Origin of the sequence: Bacillus sp. FSL M8-0277 (assembly GCF_037975305.1) — a bacterium.
Taxonomy (GTDB): domain Bacteria; phylum Bacillota; class Bacilli; order Bacillales; family Bacillaceae; genus Bacillus; species Bacillus pumilus.
Genome location: NZ_CP150255.1, coordinates 3618556 through 3635273, shown reverse-complemented (window position 1 = coordinate 3635273; position 16718 = coordinate 3618556). Strand labels below are relative to the sequence as shown.

The 16718-nt window shown below is 40.2% G+C and carries 14 protein-coding genes and 1 riboswitch; of the genes, 9 read left to right on the top strand and 5 right to left on the bottom strand.

Features of this window, described 5'->3' with window-relative positions:
- Positions 1 to 42 precede the first annotated feature (42 nt).
- Entirely contained in the window at positions 43 to 753 is a 711-nt protein-coding gene (locus MKZ05_RS18415) for a GntR family transcriptional regulator (protein ID WP_050944627.1), read from the bottom strand.
- A gap of 153 nt (positions 754 to 906) precedes the next feature.
- On the opposite strand from MKZ05_RS18415, the gene MKZ05_RS18410 reads away from it, so the two are divergent.
- A complete protein-coding gene (locus MKZ05_RS18410; protein ID WP_339160820.1) occupies positions 907 to 2799 on the top strand; it encodes a beta-glucoside-specific PTS transporter subunit IIABC in 1893 nt (630 codons plus the stop codon).
- Positions 2800 to 2808: 9 nt separating this feature from the next.
- A complete protein-coding gene (gene bglA, locus MKZ05_RS18405; protein ID WP_126741966.1) occupies positions 2809 to 4248 on the top strand; it encodes a 6-phospho-beta-glucosidase BglA in 1440 nt (479 codons plus the stop codon).
- 53 nt (positions 4249 to 4301) lie between these two features.
- Here bglA and MKZ05_RS18400 read toward each other — a convergent pair whose 3' ends face one another.
- Positions 4302 to 4463, bottom strand: a complete 162-nt coding sequence (locus MKZ05_RS18400) for a hypothetical protein (RefSeq protein ID WP_223250661.1) — start codon at positions 4461 to 4463, stop codon at positions 4302 to 4304.
- A gap of 141 nt (positions 4464 to 4604) precedes the next feature.
- Here MKZ05_RS18400 and MKZ05_RS18395 point away from each other — a divergent pair, with 141 nt between their 5' ends.
- The 5 genes from MKZ05_RS18395 (at position 4605) to MKZ05_RS18375 (ending at position 10091) form a co-directional block, all read left to right on the top strand.
- Entirely contained in the window at positions 4605 to 5840 is a 1236-nt protein-coding gene (locus MKZ05_RS18395) for a TerD family protein (RefSeq protein WP_310425082.1), read from the top strand.
- A gap of 165 nt (positions 5841 to 6005) precedes the next feature.
- Positions 6006 to 7649, top strand: a complete 1644-nt coding sequence (locus MKZ05_RS18390; protein WP_339162439.1) for a T7SS effector LXG polymorphic toxin — start codon at positions 6006 to 6008, stop codon at positions 7647 to 7649.
- Positions 7650 to 7651: 2 nt separating this feature from the next.
- A complete protein-coding gene (locus tag MKZ05_RS18385; protein ID WP_024427595.1) occupies positions 7652 to 7903 on the top strand; it encodes a hypothetical protein in 252 nt (83 codons plus the stop codon).
- A gap of 197 nt (positions 7904 to 8100) precedes the next feature.
- Entirely contained in the window at positions 8101 to 8577 is a 477-nt protein-coding gene (locus MKZ05_RS18380) for a hypothetical protein (RefSeq protein WP_137054504.1), read from the top strand.
- Between the two features lie 320 nt (positions 8578 to 8897).
- Positions 8898 to 10091: an MFS transporter gene (locus tag MKZ05_RS18375; protein WP_212045761.1), complete on the top strand. Its 1194-nt coding sequence runs from the start codon at positions 8898 to 8900 to the stop codon at positions 10089 to 10091.
- 242 nt (positions 10092 to 10333) lie between these two features.
- Here MKZ05_RS18375 and MKZ05_RS18370 read toward each other — a convergent pair whose 3' ends face one another.
- From MKZ05_RS18370 to MKZ05_RS18360, 3 genes are all read right to left on the bottom strand, one after another.
- On the bottom strand, positions 10334 to 11236 hold the full coding sequence (locus MKZ05_RS18370) for a shikimate 5-dehydrogenase (protein WP_003215382.1): 903 nt from the start codon (positions 11234 to 11236) through the stop codon (positions 10334 to 10336).
- A gap of 18 nt (positions 11237 to 11254) precedes the next feature.
- The gene (locus tag MKZ05_RS18365) at positions 11255 to 12436 is read right to left on the bottom strand and encodes an MFS transporter (protein WP_044139103.1); all 1182 of its coding nucleotides are present in this window, start codon (positions 12434 to 12436) and stop codon (positions 11255 to 11257) included.
- A 440-nt stretch (positions 12437 to 12876) separates the two neighbouring features.
- A complete protein-coding gene (locus MKZ05_RS18360) occupies positions 12877 to 13896 on the bottom strand; it encodes a LacI family DNA-binding transcriptional regulator (RefSeq protein ID WP_339160816.1) in 1020 nt (339 codons plus the stop codon).
- Between the two features lie 264 nt (positions 13897 to 14160).
- Positions 14161 to 14240: riboswitch (glycine riboswitch) on the top strand.
- A 162-nt stretch (positions 14241 to 14402) separates the two neighbouring features.
- Between MKZ05_RS18360 and MKZ05_RS18355 the strand changes: the two genes are divergently transcribed.
- Together MKZ05_RS18355 and MKZ05_RS18350 are read left to right on the top strand one after the other, a co-directional pair.
- On the top strand, positions 14403 to 15749 hold the full coding sequence (locus MKZ05_RS18355) for an amino acid permease (protein ID WP_310026413.1): 1347 nt from the start codon (positions 14403 to 14405) through the stop codon (positions 15747 to 15749).
- 91 nt (positions 15750 to 15840) lie between these two features.
- Positions 15841 to 16695: a hypothetical protein gene (locus tag MKZ05_RS18350; protein WP_339160813.1), complete on the top strand. Its 855-nt coding sequence runs from the start codon at positions 15841 to 15843 to the stop codon at positions 16693 to 16695.
- Positions 16696 to 16718: the final 23 nt, after the last annotated feature.

Below are 16718 nucleotides of genomic sequence, written 5' to 3'. Positions count from 1 at the left end.
GTCCACTTTAAAAGACCCCTCAGCTATGAGGGGTCTTTTCCATCACCCATAATAATTATTCGCCTGAATAAAAAATTGGGATTGCATGTAGTTATATGTGATTTTCGAGAAATCGAAAGGCTGGCCGTTTGTGAGATGAAAGACGGTTTCGACGCGGAGAGCGGGATCGTCTTGTTTGAGGCCGAGGTGTTTTGCTTCGGTTTCATTCAGTTTGCCCACTTGTAAGTACATATCGGAAAAGCCGACTTTGAGCCCAAGGCCTTCACTGATGAATTTAAAAACAGAATCGGCGGCAATTTCTGTGTTGAGATAGGGAATGATGGTTTTTCTGTAATAGGATTCTTCTAGACATAAGGTTTGTCCATTGATGTAACGGATGCGTTTGAGGTAAAAAACATCCTCATCTTGTTCAATATTCAAATTAAGCGCTGCTTCTTCAGGCGGTTTGATGGTGTCTAGCATTAAAACCTCTGAAGTCAGTTGAAATTCCTCTAAATCTTTTTTAAACCCTTGATTGGATAAAAGGCTGATGTAGCCCTTGCGTCTGTGTCTTCGAACAAAGATGCCGCTGCCCCTCACTTGATAGATAATTCCTTTTCTTTCGAGTAGGTCTAATGATTTGATAATGGTGCTTTTGCTCACAGCAAATTGGCTCATGAGGGTTTCAAGTACAGGAAGCTTGTCCCCTTGCTGCAGCTCATGGGTGACAATATATTTTTCAATATCGCTCGCAATTTGTTGATACTTTAACATAGCCATTCCTCTTTGTTTTCACGATTTATTGTCTTTGATTATAGCACATACCGATTTTTCTTTGATATGTTAATTGAAATGATATATGTATTGATAAATTGTACCGGTATAATTATAATGTACATATACTAGTAGTGATAAAGGGAGGGTTATATGTCAAAAGTGAGGGATTATCAAAAGCTTGCAGAAGACATCTTAGAGGCAGTTGGCGGAGAAGAAAATGTGGTGAGTGCCGCAAGATGCGCCACGCGTCTGCGTTTGGTACTGAAACGTTCGAATCCAAAGGCCAAGGAAGCAGTCAATGCGATGCCTGGCGTCATTACCGTGGTAGAAAACGGTGGTCAATTTCAGGTCGTCATCGGCCAGCATGTTGGTGAGGTATACGAGCATTTTTCAAGCCTTGTTCAGCTCCAAACGTCGGATGATGACCAGCCTAATGAAAACAAAGGAACGATATTGAACCGTGTCATTGCGACCATGTCCGCTGTGTTTGCGCCTTTTGTGTATATTTTGGCCGCAGCTGGTATTTTGCAAGGTGCACTTATCCTCATTAATTTGTTATTTCCAAGCTTTTCGAAAACGGGAACGTATGAAGTCTTTAGCTTTATTTCCTGGGCGCCGTTTACGTTCTTACCAATCTTTATTGCCATCACAGCAGCCAAGCATTTTAAAACGAATATGTATATCGCCGTAGCGTGTACAGCAGCGCTTGTTAGTCCGGCTTGGACAGAAATTGCTGGACGTGTAGCTTCAGGTGAAGGCGTTACCTTTTTAGGGATTGCGTTATCTGAAACTGTTTATACGTCATCCGTTTTGCCTCCGCTGTTCTTAGTGTGGATTCTTTCATATGTAGAGAGATTTTTAAACAAACGGATTCACGAGGTTGTCAAACCGTTATTTGTGCCATTTCTCTGTATGGTCGTCATGGTTCCGTTAACCATTTTATTAATTGGACCTCTTTCAACAGCAGGTGCAAATGGGATTGCAAACGGATACAATATCTTGGCAGAAAATGTACCGGCTTTAGCAGGCGCCATTATCGGTGGGTTCTGGCAAGTGCTTGTCATTTTCGGCGTTCACTGGGGCATCACGCCAATGGTGCTCGCCAACTTTGAACAGTACGGACGGGACTCCTTCCAGGCATATCAAACCATCGCTGTTATCGCTCAGGTCGGCGCAGTGTTAGGAGTTATTTTAAAAGCAAGAAACCACGAAACTCGGAAAGTCGGAGTGTCAGCTGGAATTACGGGACTCTTCGGAATCACCGAGCCAGCGATTTACGGTGTTACCTTACGTTTTAAAAAGCCATTTATTTTCGGATGTATTTCTGGAGCAGCCGGTGCCATTGTTGCCAGCTTCTTTACGCCTTATTACTTTGCGTATGCAGGCTTGCCTGGTCCGCTGACAATTGTGAACGGAATTAGTGCAGATTATCCAACATCAATCATCGGTATTTTAATTGGTGTCGCAATTGCGCTGATTTTACCAGTTGTGCTCATTCAAATGTTTGGTTATGGGGAAGATACAGTAGAACAGACGGCAAGTACAACACCAGTCGAAGATGAAGAAAATAAAAATGCTTCGATGAACAATGAAGAAACAGTCACTGCACCACTTGCTGGAAAAGTACTCGCATTATCTGAAGTACCAGATGCCGTATTTAGCTCTGGGGCGATGGGCAAAGGGTTTGCGATTGAACCGACAGATAATAAGCTGTATGCACCGTTTGACGGCAGCGTCGTCATGCTTGCACCAACAAAGCATGCCATTGGACTTCGTTCAGAATTTGGTGTGGAGTTACTTGTTCACGTAGGAATTGATACGGTTTCTCTAGATGGCTCAGCGTTTACACTCAAGATCAAAGAAGGTGACAAGGTGAAGAAGGGTGACTTGTTGATGACATTTGATCAAGAAGCCATTGAAAGCAAAGGATTAAAAACAGTCACACCGATCATCATCACCAATACACAAGCATACGAAGATGTGATCGTAGAACAACTATCGACATGTCAGCCAACGGACGTCATGATAACAATTGTGAAATAGGAGGAATATATAATGACATTACCAAAAGATTTTCTATGGGGCGGAGCATTAGCTGCACATCAATTCGAAGGTGGATGGAATGAAGCAGGAAAAGGCCCAAGTGTTGTGGATGTAATGACAGCTGGTGCCCACGGAGTACCGAGACAAATGACGGAGACGATAGAAGACAGCAAATTTTATCCGAACCATGAAGCAATCGATTTCTACCATCGTTACAAGGAAGATATCGCGATGTTTGCCGAAATGGGATTAAAATGCCTGCGTACATCGATCGGCTGGAGCCGAATTTTCCCAAAGGGAGATGAAGCGGAACCGAATGAAGCAGGTTTACAATTCTATGATGATGTATTTGATGAACTGCTCAAGCATGGCATCGAGCCTGTGATTACACTGTCTCACTTTGAGATGCCGCTTCATTTGGCAAGAGAATATGGCGGATTCAGAAGCCGAAAAGTCGCTGAATACTTCGCGAAATTCGCTGAAGTGTGCTTCAATCGTTACAAGGACAAAGTCACATACTGGATGACATTTAATGAAATCAATAACAAAATGGATGTCAACAACCCGCTGTTCCTATGGACAAACTCAGGGGTATCAGTCAAAGAAGGCGAAAATGCCAAAGAAATCATGTATCAAGCAGGACATCATGAATTACTAGCAAGTGCATGGGCAGTAGCAAAAGGCAAAGAAATCAATCCTGCTTTTCAAATTGGTGCAATGGTATCTCACGTACCAATCTATCCGTATTCCTCAAATCCAGAGGATGTGATGCTTGCTGAAGAATATATGAGACAACGCTATTTCTTCCCAGATGTACAAGTTCGGGGCTACTATCCGAGCTATGCACTTAAAGAATTCGAACGCGAAGGCTATCATATTCCGTTTGAAGAAGGCGATGAAGAAAGCTTAAGAAAAGGCAAAGTAGATTATCTTGGCTTTAGCTACTACATGTCGACAACAGTTAAAAGTGATGCAGTGTCTGATAACGACGGAGACATTGTCAACGGAGCCCTTCCGCATGGTGTAGACAATCCTTATATCAAATCAAGTGACTGGGGCTGGTCCATTGACCCGACTGGCTTAAGATATACGTTGAATCGTTTTTACGATCGTTATCAAATCCCGCTCTTCATCGTTGAAAATGGGTTTGGTGCTATAGATCAAGTGGAGGAAGACGGTTCCATTCATGACCCAGAACGAATTCAATATCTCGCTTCTCATATCGAAGCACTGAAAAAAGCCATCGAATACGACGGTGTTGACCTGATTGGCTACACACCTTGGGGTATCATTGACATCGTGTCATTCACAACAGGTGAAATGAAAAAACGCTACGGCATGATCTACGTGGACCGCGACAACGAAGGCAACGGCTCAATGAAGAGACTCAAAAAAGATTCGTTTACTTGGTACCAAAACGTCATTGCCACGAATGGTGAAGAAGTGTAATAAAGAAAAAAATAGAAGCCCGGATGAGCGTGGTATATGCTTGTTCGGGTTTTTCATCGTTTAAGTTTTATTAATGCCTGAATACAAAGAAAAAAGAGGGTAATGGCGACAAAATAGTTCATTGGGTTGTGAAAGATCTTCATGTTCAAGGATATTTGAAGAAGAATCCAAAGGCCGAATATTACCATAACAGCAGGAATGATTCTTTTATACACATTGTTTCGAGAGTGGTTTGTTTTTAGGTATCGCAGCAGAGGTTGAAAAGAGATAAAGATATGAATAGGTTTCATTACATGATTTGGTATAATTGATCTATAAAAACGTTAAATGGTAGATGAAGAATAGGAGTTGTTGTAATGAATCACACTTTGCAAATGGGAGCCAATACCGTACTAAACTCTCCAAAGGGACAGGTATCCATCAGCTATGAAGTGTCATCTGAAATTGATATTTCTTTAACGGCGTTTCTTTTAACAGATTCGGATCAGGTTGAAGGAGATCATGGCATTATTTTTTACAATCAACCAGAGAGTGCTTCGGGTGCAGCGGCACTTTTACCAGCAGAGGTATTAGGTCAATTGAAAAGGCATCAATTGAATTTTGATATGAGCAAAGTGCCTGCTGGAATCACAAAGATGGCTATTACATTAACAGAAGATCAAGGAACGGGCTTTTCTCAAGTGAAGCATTTGCAAGCAGAAATTCGAACAGGTGACGAGGTGTTTTATCTAACACCAGTAAACTTTACAAATGAAAAGGGCATTGTCGTGGTAGAGCTGTATATAAGAAATGGTGATACGAAAGCACGATCAATCTGGCGAGGTTTCGATTCTGGACTGGAAGGGCTATGCAAGCTTTATGGTGTGGAGGTTGAACCTGATGAACAGGATATTTCTACACCTCAGATGGCTCCTGAAAAACAACCAATTGATGGCCCTGCTCAAACGAATACAATGGCTAAAGAGAAAGTTGTTGCACCTATCAGTTTAGAAAAAGTTCAAGGTAAAATTAGTCTAGACAAAGGTCATAAACCGATCATAATAGAGAAAACGCCTAAGATCACAGCGACAGTATCTTGGGAGTCCGGCACCGATTATGATATTTATGCATTGGTCTACACAAAGTCAGGAAAGCAAGTAGATGTGGCTATGTTTGGTGCGAAAGGAATTTCTGCTCTCAAAAGTTACGACAACGGAGCTGTTGAGCATATGGGAGATGTCGGTAGAGACCATGAATCAATGAAAACAGAAGTTATTAAACTACGGTTAAATGACGATATCCTTGCTGTCGTTCCGGTTGTTTATTCTGCTCAATCAAACGGGACAGGTTCTTTTTATAGATATAGAGTATCTATGAGTATCGATAATCATCAAGGAACGTCTGTGACGATTCATTCCAAACATGCCAATGACAATGATCGTATTTATTCTTGTGTGCCAGGTATGCTTCAAAATACAAATGATGGTGTGATCATCCGCCCACTTGAGCTTTATAGCAAACCAAACTCTGAGCGGAGACCTAAATTAAAAATGAAGTCTTCTAATGAAATTGAGGTATTGATGGATAAAGGACCTGTCAATGATTATAAATAAAACGGATGTATGGCTAGACAGAGCAAAGTGCTTTGTCTAGCTTATTTTATTTAGCCCGTTAAATAGAGAGTCTATTCCGTTTTTTATGTCAATTAACCTATTTTTCCGTTTTGGTGGACACGGTAAAATAGACTTTATGATCAATAATAGAGGGAGTGACTTCTTCTGGGGAAGATACTTGATGCAAAAGCACTAACAAGTGCCATGGATGCAAGGGCAAAACACTACCAGGAACTCCGTGAACAAATGGTAGATTTAAAAAAAGCATTACAAGGTGTTTCTAATCTTGGTGATGATTTCACTGGAAAAGGTGCCGATAACATTAAAAGCTTTTATAAAGAGCTGGCTGGAAATGTAGACATGTTTATCAGATTCATTGATAAGCAAAAAGCCTTTCATGAAGGTGTTTCTGGGACACTGGATGATACAAACTTTGGTGGCGATACCTTTGTAGAAGAACACTTTTTAGACAACGCAGTACATATGGGCATCAAGAATGCCAAAAGCATTGTGAAGGATCAAAAAAAGGCACTCAAAACCATTTTTCAAGACATTGACGACCTCATTTCGCTAGAAGTATTTGATAGTCAAACCTTTGATGATAAAATCGCAGATGCAGAAGACGAGTGGAAAAAGACGGTTAAAGATCTAAGCGAGCTTGATCAAAATTTAAAAGATGAATATGCTTTGTCAGAGACGGAGCAGCAAGCTACAATGGCATTGTACGCTGAAATGATGAATGCGACAAATGACGGAAAAGCGATTTCACCTATGAATTTTGACAAGAAAGCGTATCAAAATAGCGAAATCTACAAGGCAAAAAGCGAAATTGAAAAGCAAACTTCTGAATATCTGAAAATCAAAAAAGAACAAGAAGATGCCCGCGAGATCGCAAAGGAACAAGAAGCCCTCGCCAACCGCCCTTGGTATGAAAAAGCACTCGATTATGGCGGAAACATCGTGAATGAACTGACAGGTGTGAACGATGCAAAACGTGCCGCAACAGGCGTTGATCCAATCACAGGGGAAGAACTCACCGCAGGTCAGCGCGTCGCCGCAGGCGGTATGGCGGCCGCAGGCTACATCCCAATCGTCGGCTGGGCAGGACGCATTTTCAAAGGCGGGAAGGCCGTCTATAAAACGACCCAAGTCACATCAGCCGCAGTCAGGGCGGTCGATATCTACAAAACATCACAAAAATCCTTTGACGCCTTAAAAACATCGCAAAAAGGACTATATGGCCTCACCGCCACCAACGGCTTCAGCGAAGCGATTACAGGCCGAGACATGTTTGGAAATAAGATCTCGAAAGAACAGCAGGAAGCGAGTATGAACGCGGCGTTGGGAATGCTTTTGCCGTTTGGGGCGAAAGGGTTTCATGGTAAAATGGGATTTAAGAGTGCTGATAGAGTTCAAACTGGTGGCAGGGAACTTTCAATAGATGCATATCTAAAACAACTTGATAAAGCAGAAGAAATGTATGAGTCTTTTAGAAAGACAAAAGCTGATATAAAGTCTATATCTAAGAATACTGGAATGCCCGAACACAGGATACAAAGAATAAAGGAGCATTTATTTATAAAAGAGCATATAAAAGAACATGGGGTTGGGCGTTTTGACTCAGATTATCAAATAGCACAAGCCTGGGATAGATTACAAAAAGGTACTTATAAAAAGAATGATATTGACTTGTTAAATCACGAACTTTTTGAATCAAAGTTTGAAGGGATATTCAAGACAGATTACAGGACCGCACATGATAAAACAGTTGAATCTGGGCGTCCATGGTATCCACCAAAGGAGGAATAAAATTGGCTTCGTATGTTTTATTATTAAAGGAATATGAGGATGAAGAAACTGTAGTTTACAAATTTGGACCTAATGAAGAGGTTATGGGTAAAATAGAGTTAAGTAAAATAACTAGGAAGTTTAGAGAGTTAGAGAGCTTGCCAGATCAAAATATTCCCAATGAGTTTTATTTTGATCGAGCGGCTCAAAGGTTGGCAGTATGCCTTGTAAGAGAAGGTGGCATATTTCCAGAAAAAACGGCTTTTGAATCTTAGTACCCACAAAAACCTTGATGGATAGTATCCTTTCAAGGTTTTTTTATTAAGAAAAACAAAATTCATCTTGGTTGAAAGGGTAATTAAATAAAAAAGATCGTACTTTATTTAATTGTTTGGTACTTGAAAGGAGACATTTTAAAAGATCAAATTTAAACGTAAACATTTTGTTTGATTTAAAAAGAAAGGTAACTAGTATGAATAACAACAGAAAATCAAAAATCGAAACCTTAAAAAGAAAAAGCAGAAGAAAACACTTAATAAACGAATTAAGCTATATGACACTTCCACAACACCCCTTTTTAGACATCGAAGAAAATCAATTGTTTTGTCAGAAGGTGTTTGCTTTCCTTCAATCGAGAGAACATAAAATCCAAATACATGGAGAACACTATCAAGAGCATATTGAAAAGTCTGTACAAATGTTAAAGGAATGGGTCAGCCAGGTGAAAGTAACTCCTGCACAAGCGCGATTCATGTTTTTTCGAGAGCATGAAATTGAAGCACTTGAAGTGAATGTGAATGAAGTCTTTATTCATTTAAATCGCCTTCTTGAGCAAACAAAATTTTTAAGTGGGTATGGGGATTTTATTTTAGTGGCAGAGGATTTCCGTTTTGGATTATGCATAGAGAGAACCGAATATTTTTATGAGCTAAGTATTTGGGGGTTGTAAGAATGAACGATGTACAGAATTGTTTAAGGAGTGAAATGAACCACTCTTTTTTTCTAACGATGGAGTCATACGCTTGATCGATGATTTTCTCTCAAATTTAAGCAATTCACTATCATTACCTTTCACATTCATATAAAATAAGAGCAGTGAAAAATTGAAGAAATGCTTGATACATGAAGGGCATGTAAGCGGTGAGCTGCATGACATGATGAGATGTATGAACGTGAAGGCTGCAAAGCTGTTCTTCCTCACATATGAGTTCTTATAAGCGTAACCATTATTTATCACTTCATTGCGATGGTGTTGAGGGGTGTGTCAGGATGAGGAATCCGTATGTGAGAACGGCTTCTAGTCTTTATATCAATTATTTTTTATTAGGGATGGTCAATATTATATTGGCTTCCAATATGCCATTTTTAATCAAACAGTTAAATACCAATAGTGCAGGAATTAGTTATATGATTTCGGCGCTTGGCATTGGCAGGGTACTCACGTATGGTTTATCGGGCGTGCTGTCAGATCGTTTTGGGCGAAAGCCGGTCATTTTGGTTTCGGGTGTGCTGATGGCGGTGTTCCTCATCGGAATTCCGTTGTCTCCAAATTACCAAATCGCGTTTGCGTTTGCGATTTTGGCAGGGGTCGCGAATTCAGCGATGGATGCAGGGACGTATCCTGCATTAATGGAGGCTTTTCCGCAAAACTCGGGATCTGCGAATGTGATGGTGAAGGCCTTTATATCCATTGGGGCAACCATCTTGCCATTGGCGATTTTCTTTTTAGCAGAGCATGATTTGTTTTATGGAATAGCATTTTTTGTTCCTGCTCTGATCTATCTTGTGAATGTCTTGATGCTGTGGACCTTGCCATTTCCGAATCATCGCAAGGTGGAGCAAGTCCAGGTAACGGAGCATGACGGACTTCCGCGCTTCTCGACAGAGCCTACATTTTGGAGAGAAGGGATCGCACTCATTGTGATCAGCTTTACGTCAAATGGGCTATATGCGTTGCCGCAAATTTGGCTTCCCACTTACGGTGAGGCCATATTGGGGATGACATCGGGCAGTGCTGTGAAACTGCTCAGTTACTATAGCATGGGCGGGCTGCTGTCTGTCGTGATGCTCGCATTTCTGTTGCGCCGTTTTGTCCGTCCGGTCACTGTGCTGCTGATCTATCCAATCATTACGCTTGTTTCCATTTGTGTGCTCTTGGTCGTGAAATCCCCAGTCATCGGAACCGTCAATGCTTTTGTATTAGGATTTTCAACAGCAGGAGTTTTTCAGCTGACGTTAACTGTGATGGCTGAATTCTTCTGGAAAAACAAAGGGACGATGACAGGAATTATCTCCACAGCGGGCGGTGTGTCGGCTATCGTCATCCCTGTCGTAACGGGTTTAATTCAGAGTCACTTGTCCATTTTACAAATCTTTATGTTCGATGCAGTGGTGGCTGTTGCGGCCATTATCGGCGCACTGTATATCCTGTATCGATACCGTCAAATCATGGTACATGATTAAAAAAAAGACGACCTCCGCCGGAAGTCGTCTCAGCGTGTAGACAAACCCTCGCATTCTTTGTCAGGGCTGTGCTCCGGTGCTCACGAATGTCAAATTCGCTCCGCTCCTGTGCTCGCCCTTCCTAGACTGCAAAGGTTTTCTATCACGCTGAAAAGAAGACAAAGGGCTAAAATGAAGATCATTTTAGCCCTTTGTCAATAATTTAAGACGACCTCCGCTTAGGAAGTCGTCTTTCTTTTGTATTAGAAACGGTCGTTTTCAAAAAGAATCTGTTTCACTTGATCAACTGGCATATCTTCACCAGTAAAGAGTTTGTAAGCAAGTGCACCTTGCCATAGCATCATGCCAAGACCGTTAATGGTTTTGGCGCCAGCTTCCTGTGCTTGAGCAAGGAGCTTTGTTTTTTGCGGATTGTATACGACATCTGTCACGATTAAATCTTCACGCAGAACATCAAGCGTATCATCGATGATGCTGAGCTGATCTAGTGGTTTCATGCCAAGGCTTGTCCCATTTGCTAGGATCGCACTTTCTGCTACTTCACGGCGGAACGCGTCTTTGTCTTCAAGTGGGAAAATGTTCGCTTTGACACCAAATGATTTCATTTCTTCGTTGATGTACGTCACATTTTCTTCAGCTTGAACAAAATATTGATCATTACGAGCAAAAATACTAATTTCACGAATACCAGATTGTGCAAGCTGAATCGCAATCGGAGTAGCGGCACCGCCTGAGCCAACGAGTGTGACCTTTTGTCCAGCTAATTCAACGCCATGCTCAATCAAGTTTCTCACGTAGCCAAGACCATCTGTGTTGTAGCCAATCAGCTTGCCATCCTTGTTTACAACGGTGTTGCTTGCACGTGTGTATCTTGCAGAATCGTCTAGTTCATCTAAGTAATCCAATACTTTCATTTTGTTCGGCATAGAAACGTTAAATCCAGCAGCACCCATTGCTTTCATACCGTATACGGCTGCTTCTAGTTCATCATTCCCTACTTCAAATGCGAGGTAAGCATAGTTGATCCCTGTTAGTGTATAGCCAAGGTTATGCATCCGTGGTGAAAGGCTGTGCCCGATTGGTGTAGCAAGAAGACCGACTAATTTTGTTTTCCCATCAATATTTCGTTCATGTATGTTTGTCATGATTGACATCTCCTTTAATTATCTAAATAATTTTTTCATGCGTCCAAGAACAAAGACCGCTAGCAATACGCTCATAACCGCAATGATCATATCGAAAAATAACGTCATTTTAATATCGTACGTGCTGACCAACCCACTTGTAATGAGCGGCACGAGAATAAACGCGGAGCTTGCCGCAATGTTGACGTAGGATGAAGCCGTTGCTTTGTTTGTCGGGAATAGTTTCATCATGATACTCATCGCCAGCTGGAAGATTCCCGCTGTAAATAGCCCTAAGAAAAAGGTGCTGACAATCACAATGCTGTATGTTTCAATTTGGAATAATGAAAGCATCGCAAGGAATGCTCCAATTGGATAAATAATTGCCACCATAATAGGTGAAATGAATTTATCTAAGACGATCGACAGCAAGAGAACAGACACCAGTGCACCGATACTAAAATAAGATAGAAGCTGTGTGGCTTGTTCTGTGCCAAGTCCGATTAATTTTAACCCGAGCTGCGGAAGCCATGTCTGCCATACGACAAACAATGCAGTCGACGTGAACCCCATGAGCACAACAGCTAAGCCTTCACCAAGCATTTTAGGTTCTTCCTTCATTTGTTCCTGTACTGGAAGGTCATCCTGTGAAGAGACTTGCTTATGGTTCGGGAACGGCATAAAGATTAAGTAAATCCCAACAAGTAAATAAAGAAGCCCTAGTCCAAAGAACGCCCAGCCCCAGAAGATGTCATGTGCAATAAGGAATGCCAGGATAAATGGAAGAACAGTCGCTCCAATTGAAACGGACGCCTTCACTAAAACAGAAGCTGAACTTGCCTTTTTAGGAAACGATTCTGTCAAAGCAGGATATGTTCCCGAATCAAGTAACGAGTTTGCAATCCCAGCAGAAATCGCAAAGATAAATGCTAGTGTATAACTCGTTGTCGTTGGAATACCGATTAAGAATAATAAGTAAAGAAAGTTTCCTGTAATAATGACAGGCTTACGTCCCCAGCGGTCGGCTAACCGGCCTGAGAAAAAGAGAGCAACCAGTTTACCAATTCCGATCGCCGATACAAGCAAGCTGATTTTCGGAATATCCACATGGTAGCGTTCAGATAAGCTGTCCATGTTGGAAGCTACAATAATATTGATCATGCCGAGCATGAAGTAGTTTAAATACATGCCAACAGACGATTTAATATAAGGATTTTTCATGTTCCCACTCCTATATTTGAAACCCTTTAGGGTCAAATTCTTTGTACACCCTTTGTTATTTCCTTAAAAGTAAATAATATGATGCCCATCACAACACCCCTTGTGTAATTGATGAAAAAAATAATGAATATTCATCTGTTTTTCAATTAAGTACATCGTTCTACTAAAACCTAAAAATAAAAATAGAATTGATAAGAAAGTAAATCTTCATAATTTGATCAGAATCAGAAAATTCCACTTTTAACTGATGTTGATTAAAAAAACGATACTCTGAAATAGGTATAACGATATACTAAAAGAAGCAACGAGATAAATATACTCCTGTGTTTTAAATGTGTCAAGTTTATGACTTTGTGATTTAAAAAAATAAAAATGAAACAAAGAAATAGTTGACTTGATCAACAAAAAAAGAGAATTGCTGCATGCAATTCTCTTTTTCATCATGAGGGAGCGGTTTCTCTAATATGAAGTTGAGGCTTTAATATCAATCTCTGCAGCTCTTCATCCTGCTCGTTCATTTTATGATATAAAAGGTTCGCTGCTTTTACCCCGATGGATCGGGGGAAAGAGGAAACAGTGGTGAGCGGCGGGTGGTACATCTCCGCTTCAGGAACATTATCGAATCCAACCACATCGATATCTTCACCAGGCTTGATGTCCCGTGCTGACAGTTCTTGAATGACTCCAAATGCGACTAGATCACTAAAACAAAAAATAGCAGTAGGAGGCTCAGGCTGATCAATCACTTGGGCAAGCGCTTCTTTCCCGCCTTCACGAGTAGGTTCTATGTCAATAATAAGAGAATCATCAATCGTCAGATTTTCTTCGTCATGGGCTTTTTTGAAACCTTTCATCCGCTCAATCCAAGTCGATGAGGTCTTGATGCCGCCTAAGAAGGCGATACGCCGATGTCCCTTTTGAAGAAGATGACGAATCGCCATCCAAGCACCTTGTTCATAATCAACGCCGACATAGTCACATTGCACATCTGATAATTCACGATTTGCCAGTACTTTTGGGGTGCGAATTTGATTTAATTGTTTGACCGTTCGTGCAGAGCTTTTTGAAGCTGGGTTTAAAATAATCCCGCCCACTCGGTGCTCTACCATTGTGGAAATGAGCCGCTCCTGTTTATCGACACTGTCAAAGGTCGTACCAAGTAAAACAGTATAGCCTAGTGATTCAAGCGTGGTTTGCACGCCAATTAAAAACTCAGAAATAAAGGTGTTAGAAATATCCGTGACAATCACACCAACGATATTTGAGCTTTTTGACCGCATGTTGGCAGCAACGCGGTCGTATACGTATCCTAAGTCCTCCATGGATTGCAGTACTTTTTTTCGAGTGGCTTCAGAGATTCTAGGATTATTTCGAACAACAAGTGATGCCGTTGAAGTCGAAACACCGGCATGCTTGGCGACTTCCTGTAATGTGACACGCTGTTTGTTCATTTTTTTCATTTGTTTTCACCAACTTCCATGGATTTCCTAACTTTGTTCTTGATCAAGAGGGATTTCTCCAGCAAACGAGCCGAACATCTTTTGATTTATTATACATGAATCAAGAGGGATTGATGAAGTGAAGTTATATGGCTACCACCGTCAATCATAAAAGATTTCCATTGACAGCTTTCTTTTAGAGGCGTAAAATATGAAATTATTCAGAAATAGCAACATTTTAATTAAATAACGAAGGCTATGATTGCTGTGGGTCACACTATGGCAGGAGCAGCTTCTGGAGAGACCGCATGAATGTGCGGCGCCGAAGGGTTCACAATCTCAGGCAAAAGGACAGAAGAGTACGAAATATTGTATTTGTAATGCATGGATGACGCCGTGTATTGCTTTTCGCTATTTTGCTATTCTTTTATGACCGAGAGATTGGAGCGCATCCAATCTCTTTTTTTATGGACTTTTTGAGAGTTCATTATTTCAGTATAAGATCGTGTCGTAGGAGGGCGTTAGCATTGGAACAACAAGAATTGAAACGAGATTTATCAAACCGCCATGTTCAGTTGATTGCAATTGGCGGAACCATTGGAACTGGGCTATTTTTAGGCTCTGGAAAGGCCATTCAATTGGCAGGTCCATCGATCATTTTTGCTTATTTAATTGTCGGGATGGCGATCTTTTTTGTCATGAGGGCACTTGGTGAACTGCTCTTATCGAAGACAGGCTATCAGTCATTAACCGATATTGCAGAGGACTACCTTGGTCCGTGGGCATCCTTTGTGACAGGGTGGACGTATTGGTTTTGCTGGATTATGACCGCGATGGCGGATGTTATTGCTGTCGGAGTGTATGTGCAGTATTGGTTTGATATCCCGCAATGGATTCCTGCCATCATTTGTTTGTTGATTTTACTAGGATTTAATTTATTAACGGTGAAGCTTTTCGGAGAAATGGAATTTTGGTTCGCACTCATTAAAGTGATTACGATTCTATTATTGATCGGCGTTGGAATTGTCCTTTTAATCATTGGTTTTCAAACAGATACAGGGCCTGTGACGGTAACAAATCTTTGGTCACACGGCGGATTATTCCCTCATGGTGTCACAGGCTTCTTACTGTCATTCCAAATGGTCATCTTTGCGTATGTGGGAGTGGAACTGGTCGGTGTGTCTGCAGCAGAAACAGCCAATCCGCAAAAAAACATCCCGTCTGCGATTAATAAAATTCCATTAAGAATTCTATTTTTCTATGTGGGCGCCATTTTTGTCTTACTATGTATCAACCCATGGACTGAGCTCAGTGCATCAGAAAGTCCTTTTGTAAAAACCTTTGGGCTGATCGGAATTCCAGTAGCAGCTGGGCTCATTAATTTTGTTGTCTTGACGTCTGCGGCTTCGGCTTGTAATAGCGGTATGTTCTCGACGAGCCGAATTTTGTATAATCTCAGTCATCAAAAACAGGGCCCATCTTCCTTTGGACGTCTGAATAAGCACGCTGTTCCAAGTAATGCACTATTCGTTTCAACAATTGTGGTATCGGTCGGTGCTCTCTTAAGCAAGTTAATTCCGGAACAAGCCTTTGGTATTGTCACAACCATCAGTGCCATTTGTTTCATTTGGGTATGGAGTATTATTTTAATTTGCCATTTGAAATATAAAAAAACAAAGCCTGAACTGCATGCAGCATCTACTTTTAAAGCACCGTTCACACCTTTTGTAAACATTTGTGTTCTTGTCCTTTTTGCTGCCATTCTTGTGATCATGCTGTTTGCGGATGCAACACGCCCGGCGCTCTTGTTAACACCGGTTTGGTTTGGTTTCTTATTATTGATTTATGCACGAAAGAAACGCCGTGCTGTTTAATGAAAAAAGCCGTAATAGGCTTTTTTTTTGAATCTTTTTTTCTTATGGATCGTAATAAATTTAGATAAATTTATGAATAAGGAGGATAATTATGGGTATTATACTTGCCATTGTTATTATAATTCTCTTAGTGCCGGTAATAGTGCCGATTATATTTTATATTGAAAGATATTATAAAAAAATTTTGAAGTATTTCAATCAAATAAAAAAAGTAAATAATCAATCTGCACCCCCTTTAAAGTGGAGAGAATTAAAAAGACTATTAAAGAGTGCCATGTTGAAGTGTCTCTTTATAAGCAGTCCGAAAAGTTGGGTTGTTTGGCTGGGGGTTTTCTTATTTTTTGCTGTTTTATTTGTAGATCATTTTGCTTTAAAAGATTTTTATTTTTATATGGGAATAGTGTTCCTTCTATATTTAGCTATATTGCTTACATATAAACACAATAACTCAGATGTTAATGTTTTATTTTATCTGACTAAATTGCTTATTGTTCTGATTTATCCACTTAGTCTTACACTAGTGTTTTTAGAGAATATATCTAATATTATGTTAATACCATTAATAACTTGTTTCACTATTTTATACTTATTTTTATTTCTAAAAAGTACAATGGATATCTTTAGATCTGCATTTTTCAATTTAGCAAATCTCATTAGTGTTTATTTGCTTTTTCATATTATAATAGGTATTGTTTTTGGTTCCTTCTATTATTATAATAATGATATTTTTGGGTATTTTAATAATATTGAGTCTACTAAAGATGAACTTCTTTTAATAATATATAAAGGGTTAGAACCACTATATAATTATCCTACTGTTAATATTGAAAAAGGAATAATGGGTTATATTCCTATTTTTGAATATATCACAGGTGATATATTTACTGTGATTTTTGTAGGTATATTTATCTCATACTTTTCAAATAAATATTCAGCCAATTATTAAAGTAAAAAACACAGTTCAATTGA

Bases quoted from the DNA above. Each gene is read 5' to 3' on its own strand.
- MKZ05_RS18410 (WP_339160820.1), top strand. From the start codon at position 907: ATGTCAAAAGTGAGGGATTATCAAAAGCTTGCAGAAGACATCTTAGAG.
- MKZ05_RS18360 (WP_339160816.1), bottom strand. From the start codon at position 13,896: ATGAAAAAAATGAACAAACAGCGTGTCACATTACAGGAAGTCGCCAAG.
- MKZ05_RS18375 (WP_212045761.1), top strand. From the start codon at position 8,898: ATGAGGAATCCGTATGTGAGAACGGCTTCTAGTCTTTATATCAATTAT.
- MKZ05_RS18370 (WP_003215382.1), bottom strand. From the start codon at position 11,236: ATGACAAACATACATGAACGAAATATTGATGGGAAAACAAAATTAGTC.
- MKZ05_RS18415 (WP_050944627.1), bottom strand. From the start codon at position 753: ATGTTAAAGTATCAACAAATTGCGAGCGATATTGAAAAATATATTGTC.
- MKZ05_RS18395 (WP_310425082.1), top strand. From the start codon at position 4,605: ATGAATCACACTTTGCAAATGGGAGCCAATACCGTACTAAACTCTCCA.
- MKZ05_RS18365 (WP_044139103.1), bottom strand. From the start codon at position 12,436: ATGAAAAATCCTTATATTAAATCGTCTGTTGGCATGTATTTAAACTAC.
- MKZ05_RS18350 (WP_339160813.1), top strand. From the start codon at position 15,841: ATGGGTATTATACTTGCCATTGTTATTATAATTCTCTTAGTGCCGGTA.
- MKZ05_RS18380 (WP_137054504.1), top strand. From the start codon at position 8,101: ATGAATAACAACAGAAAATCAAAAATCGAAACCTTAAAAAGAAAAAGC.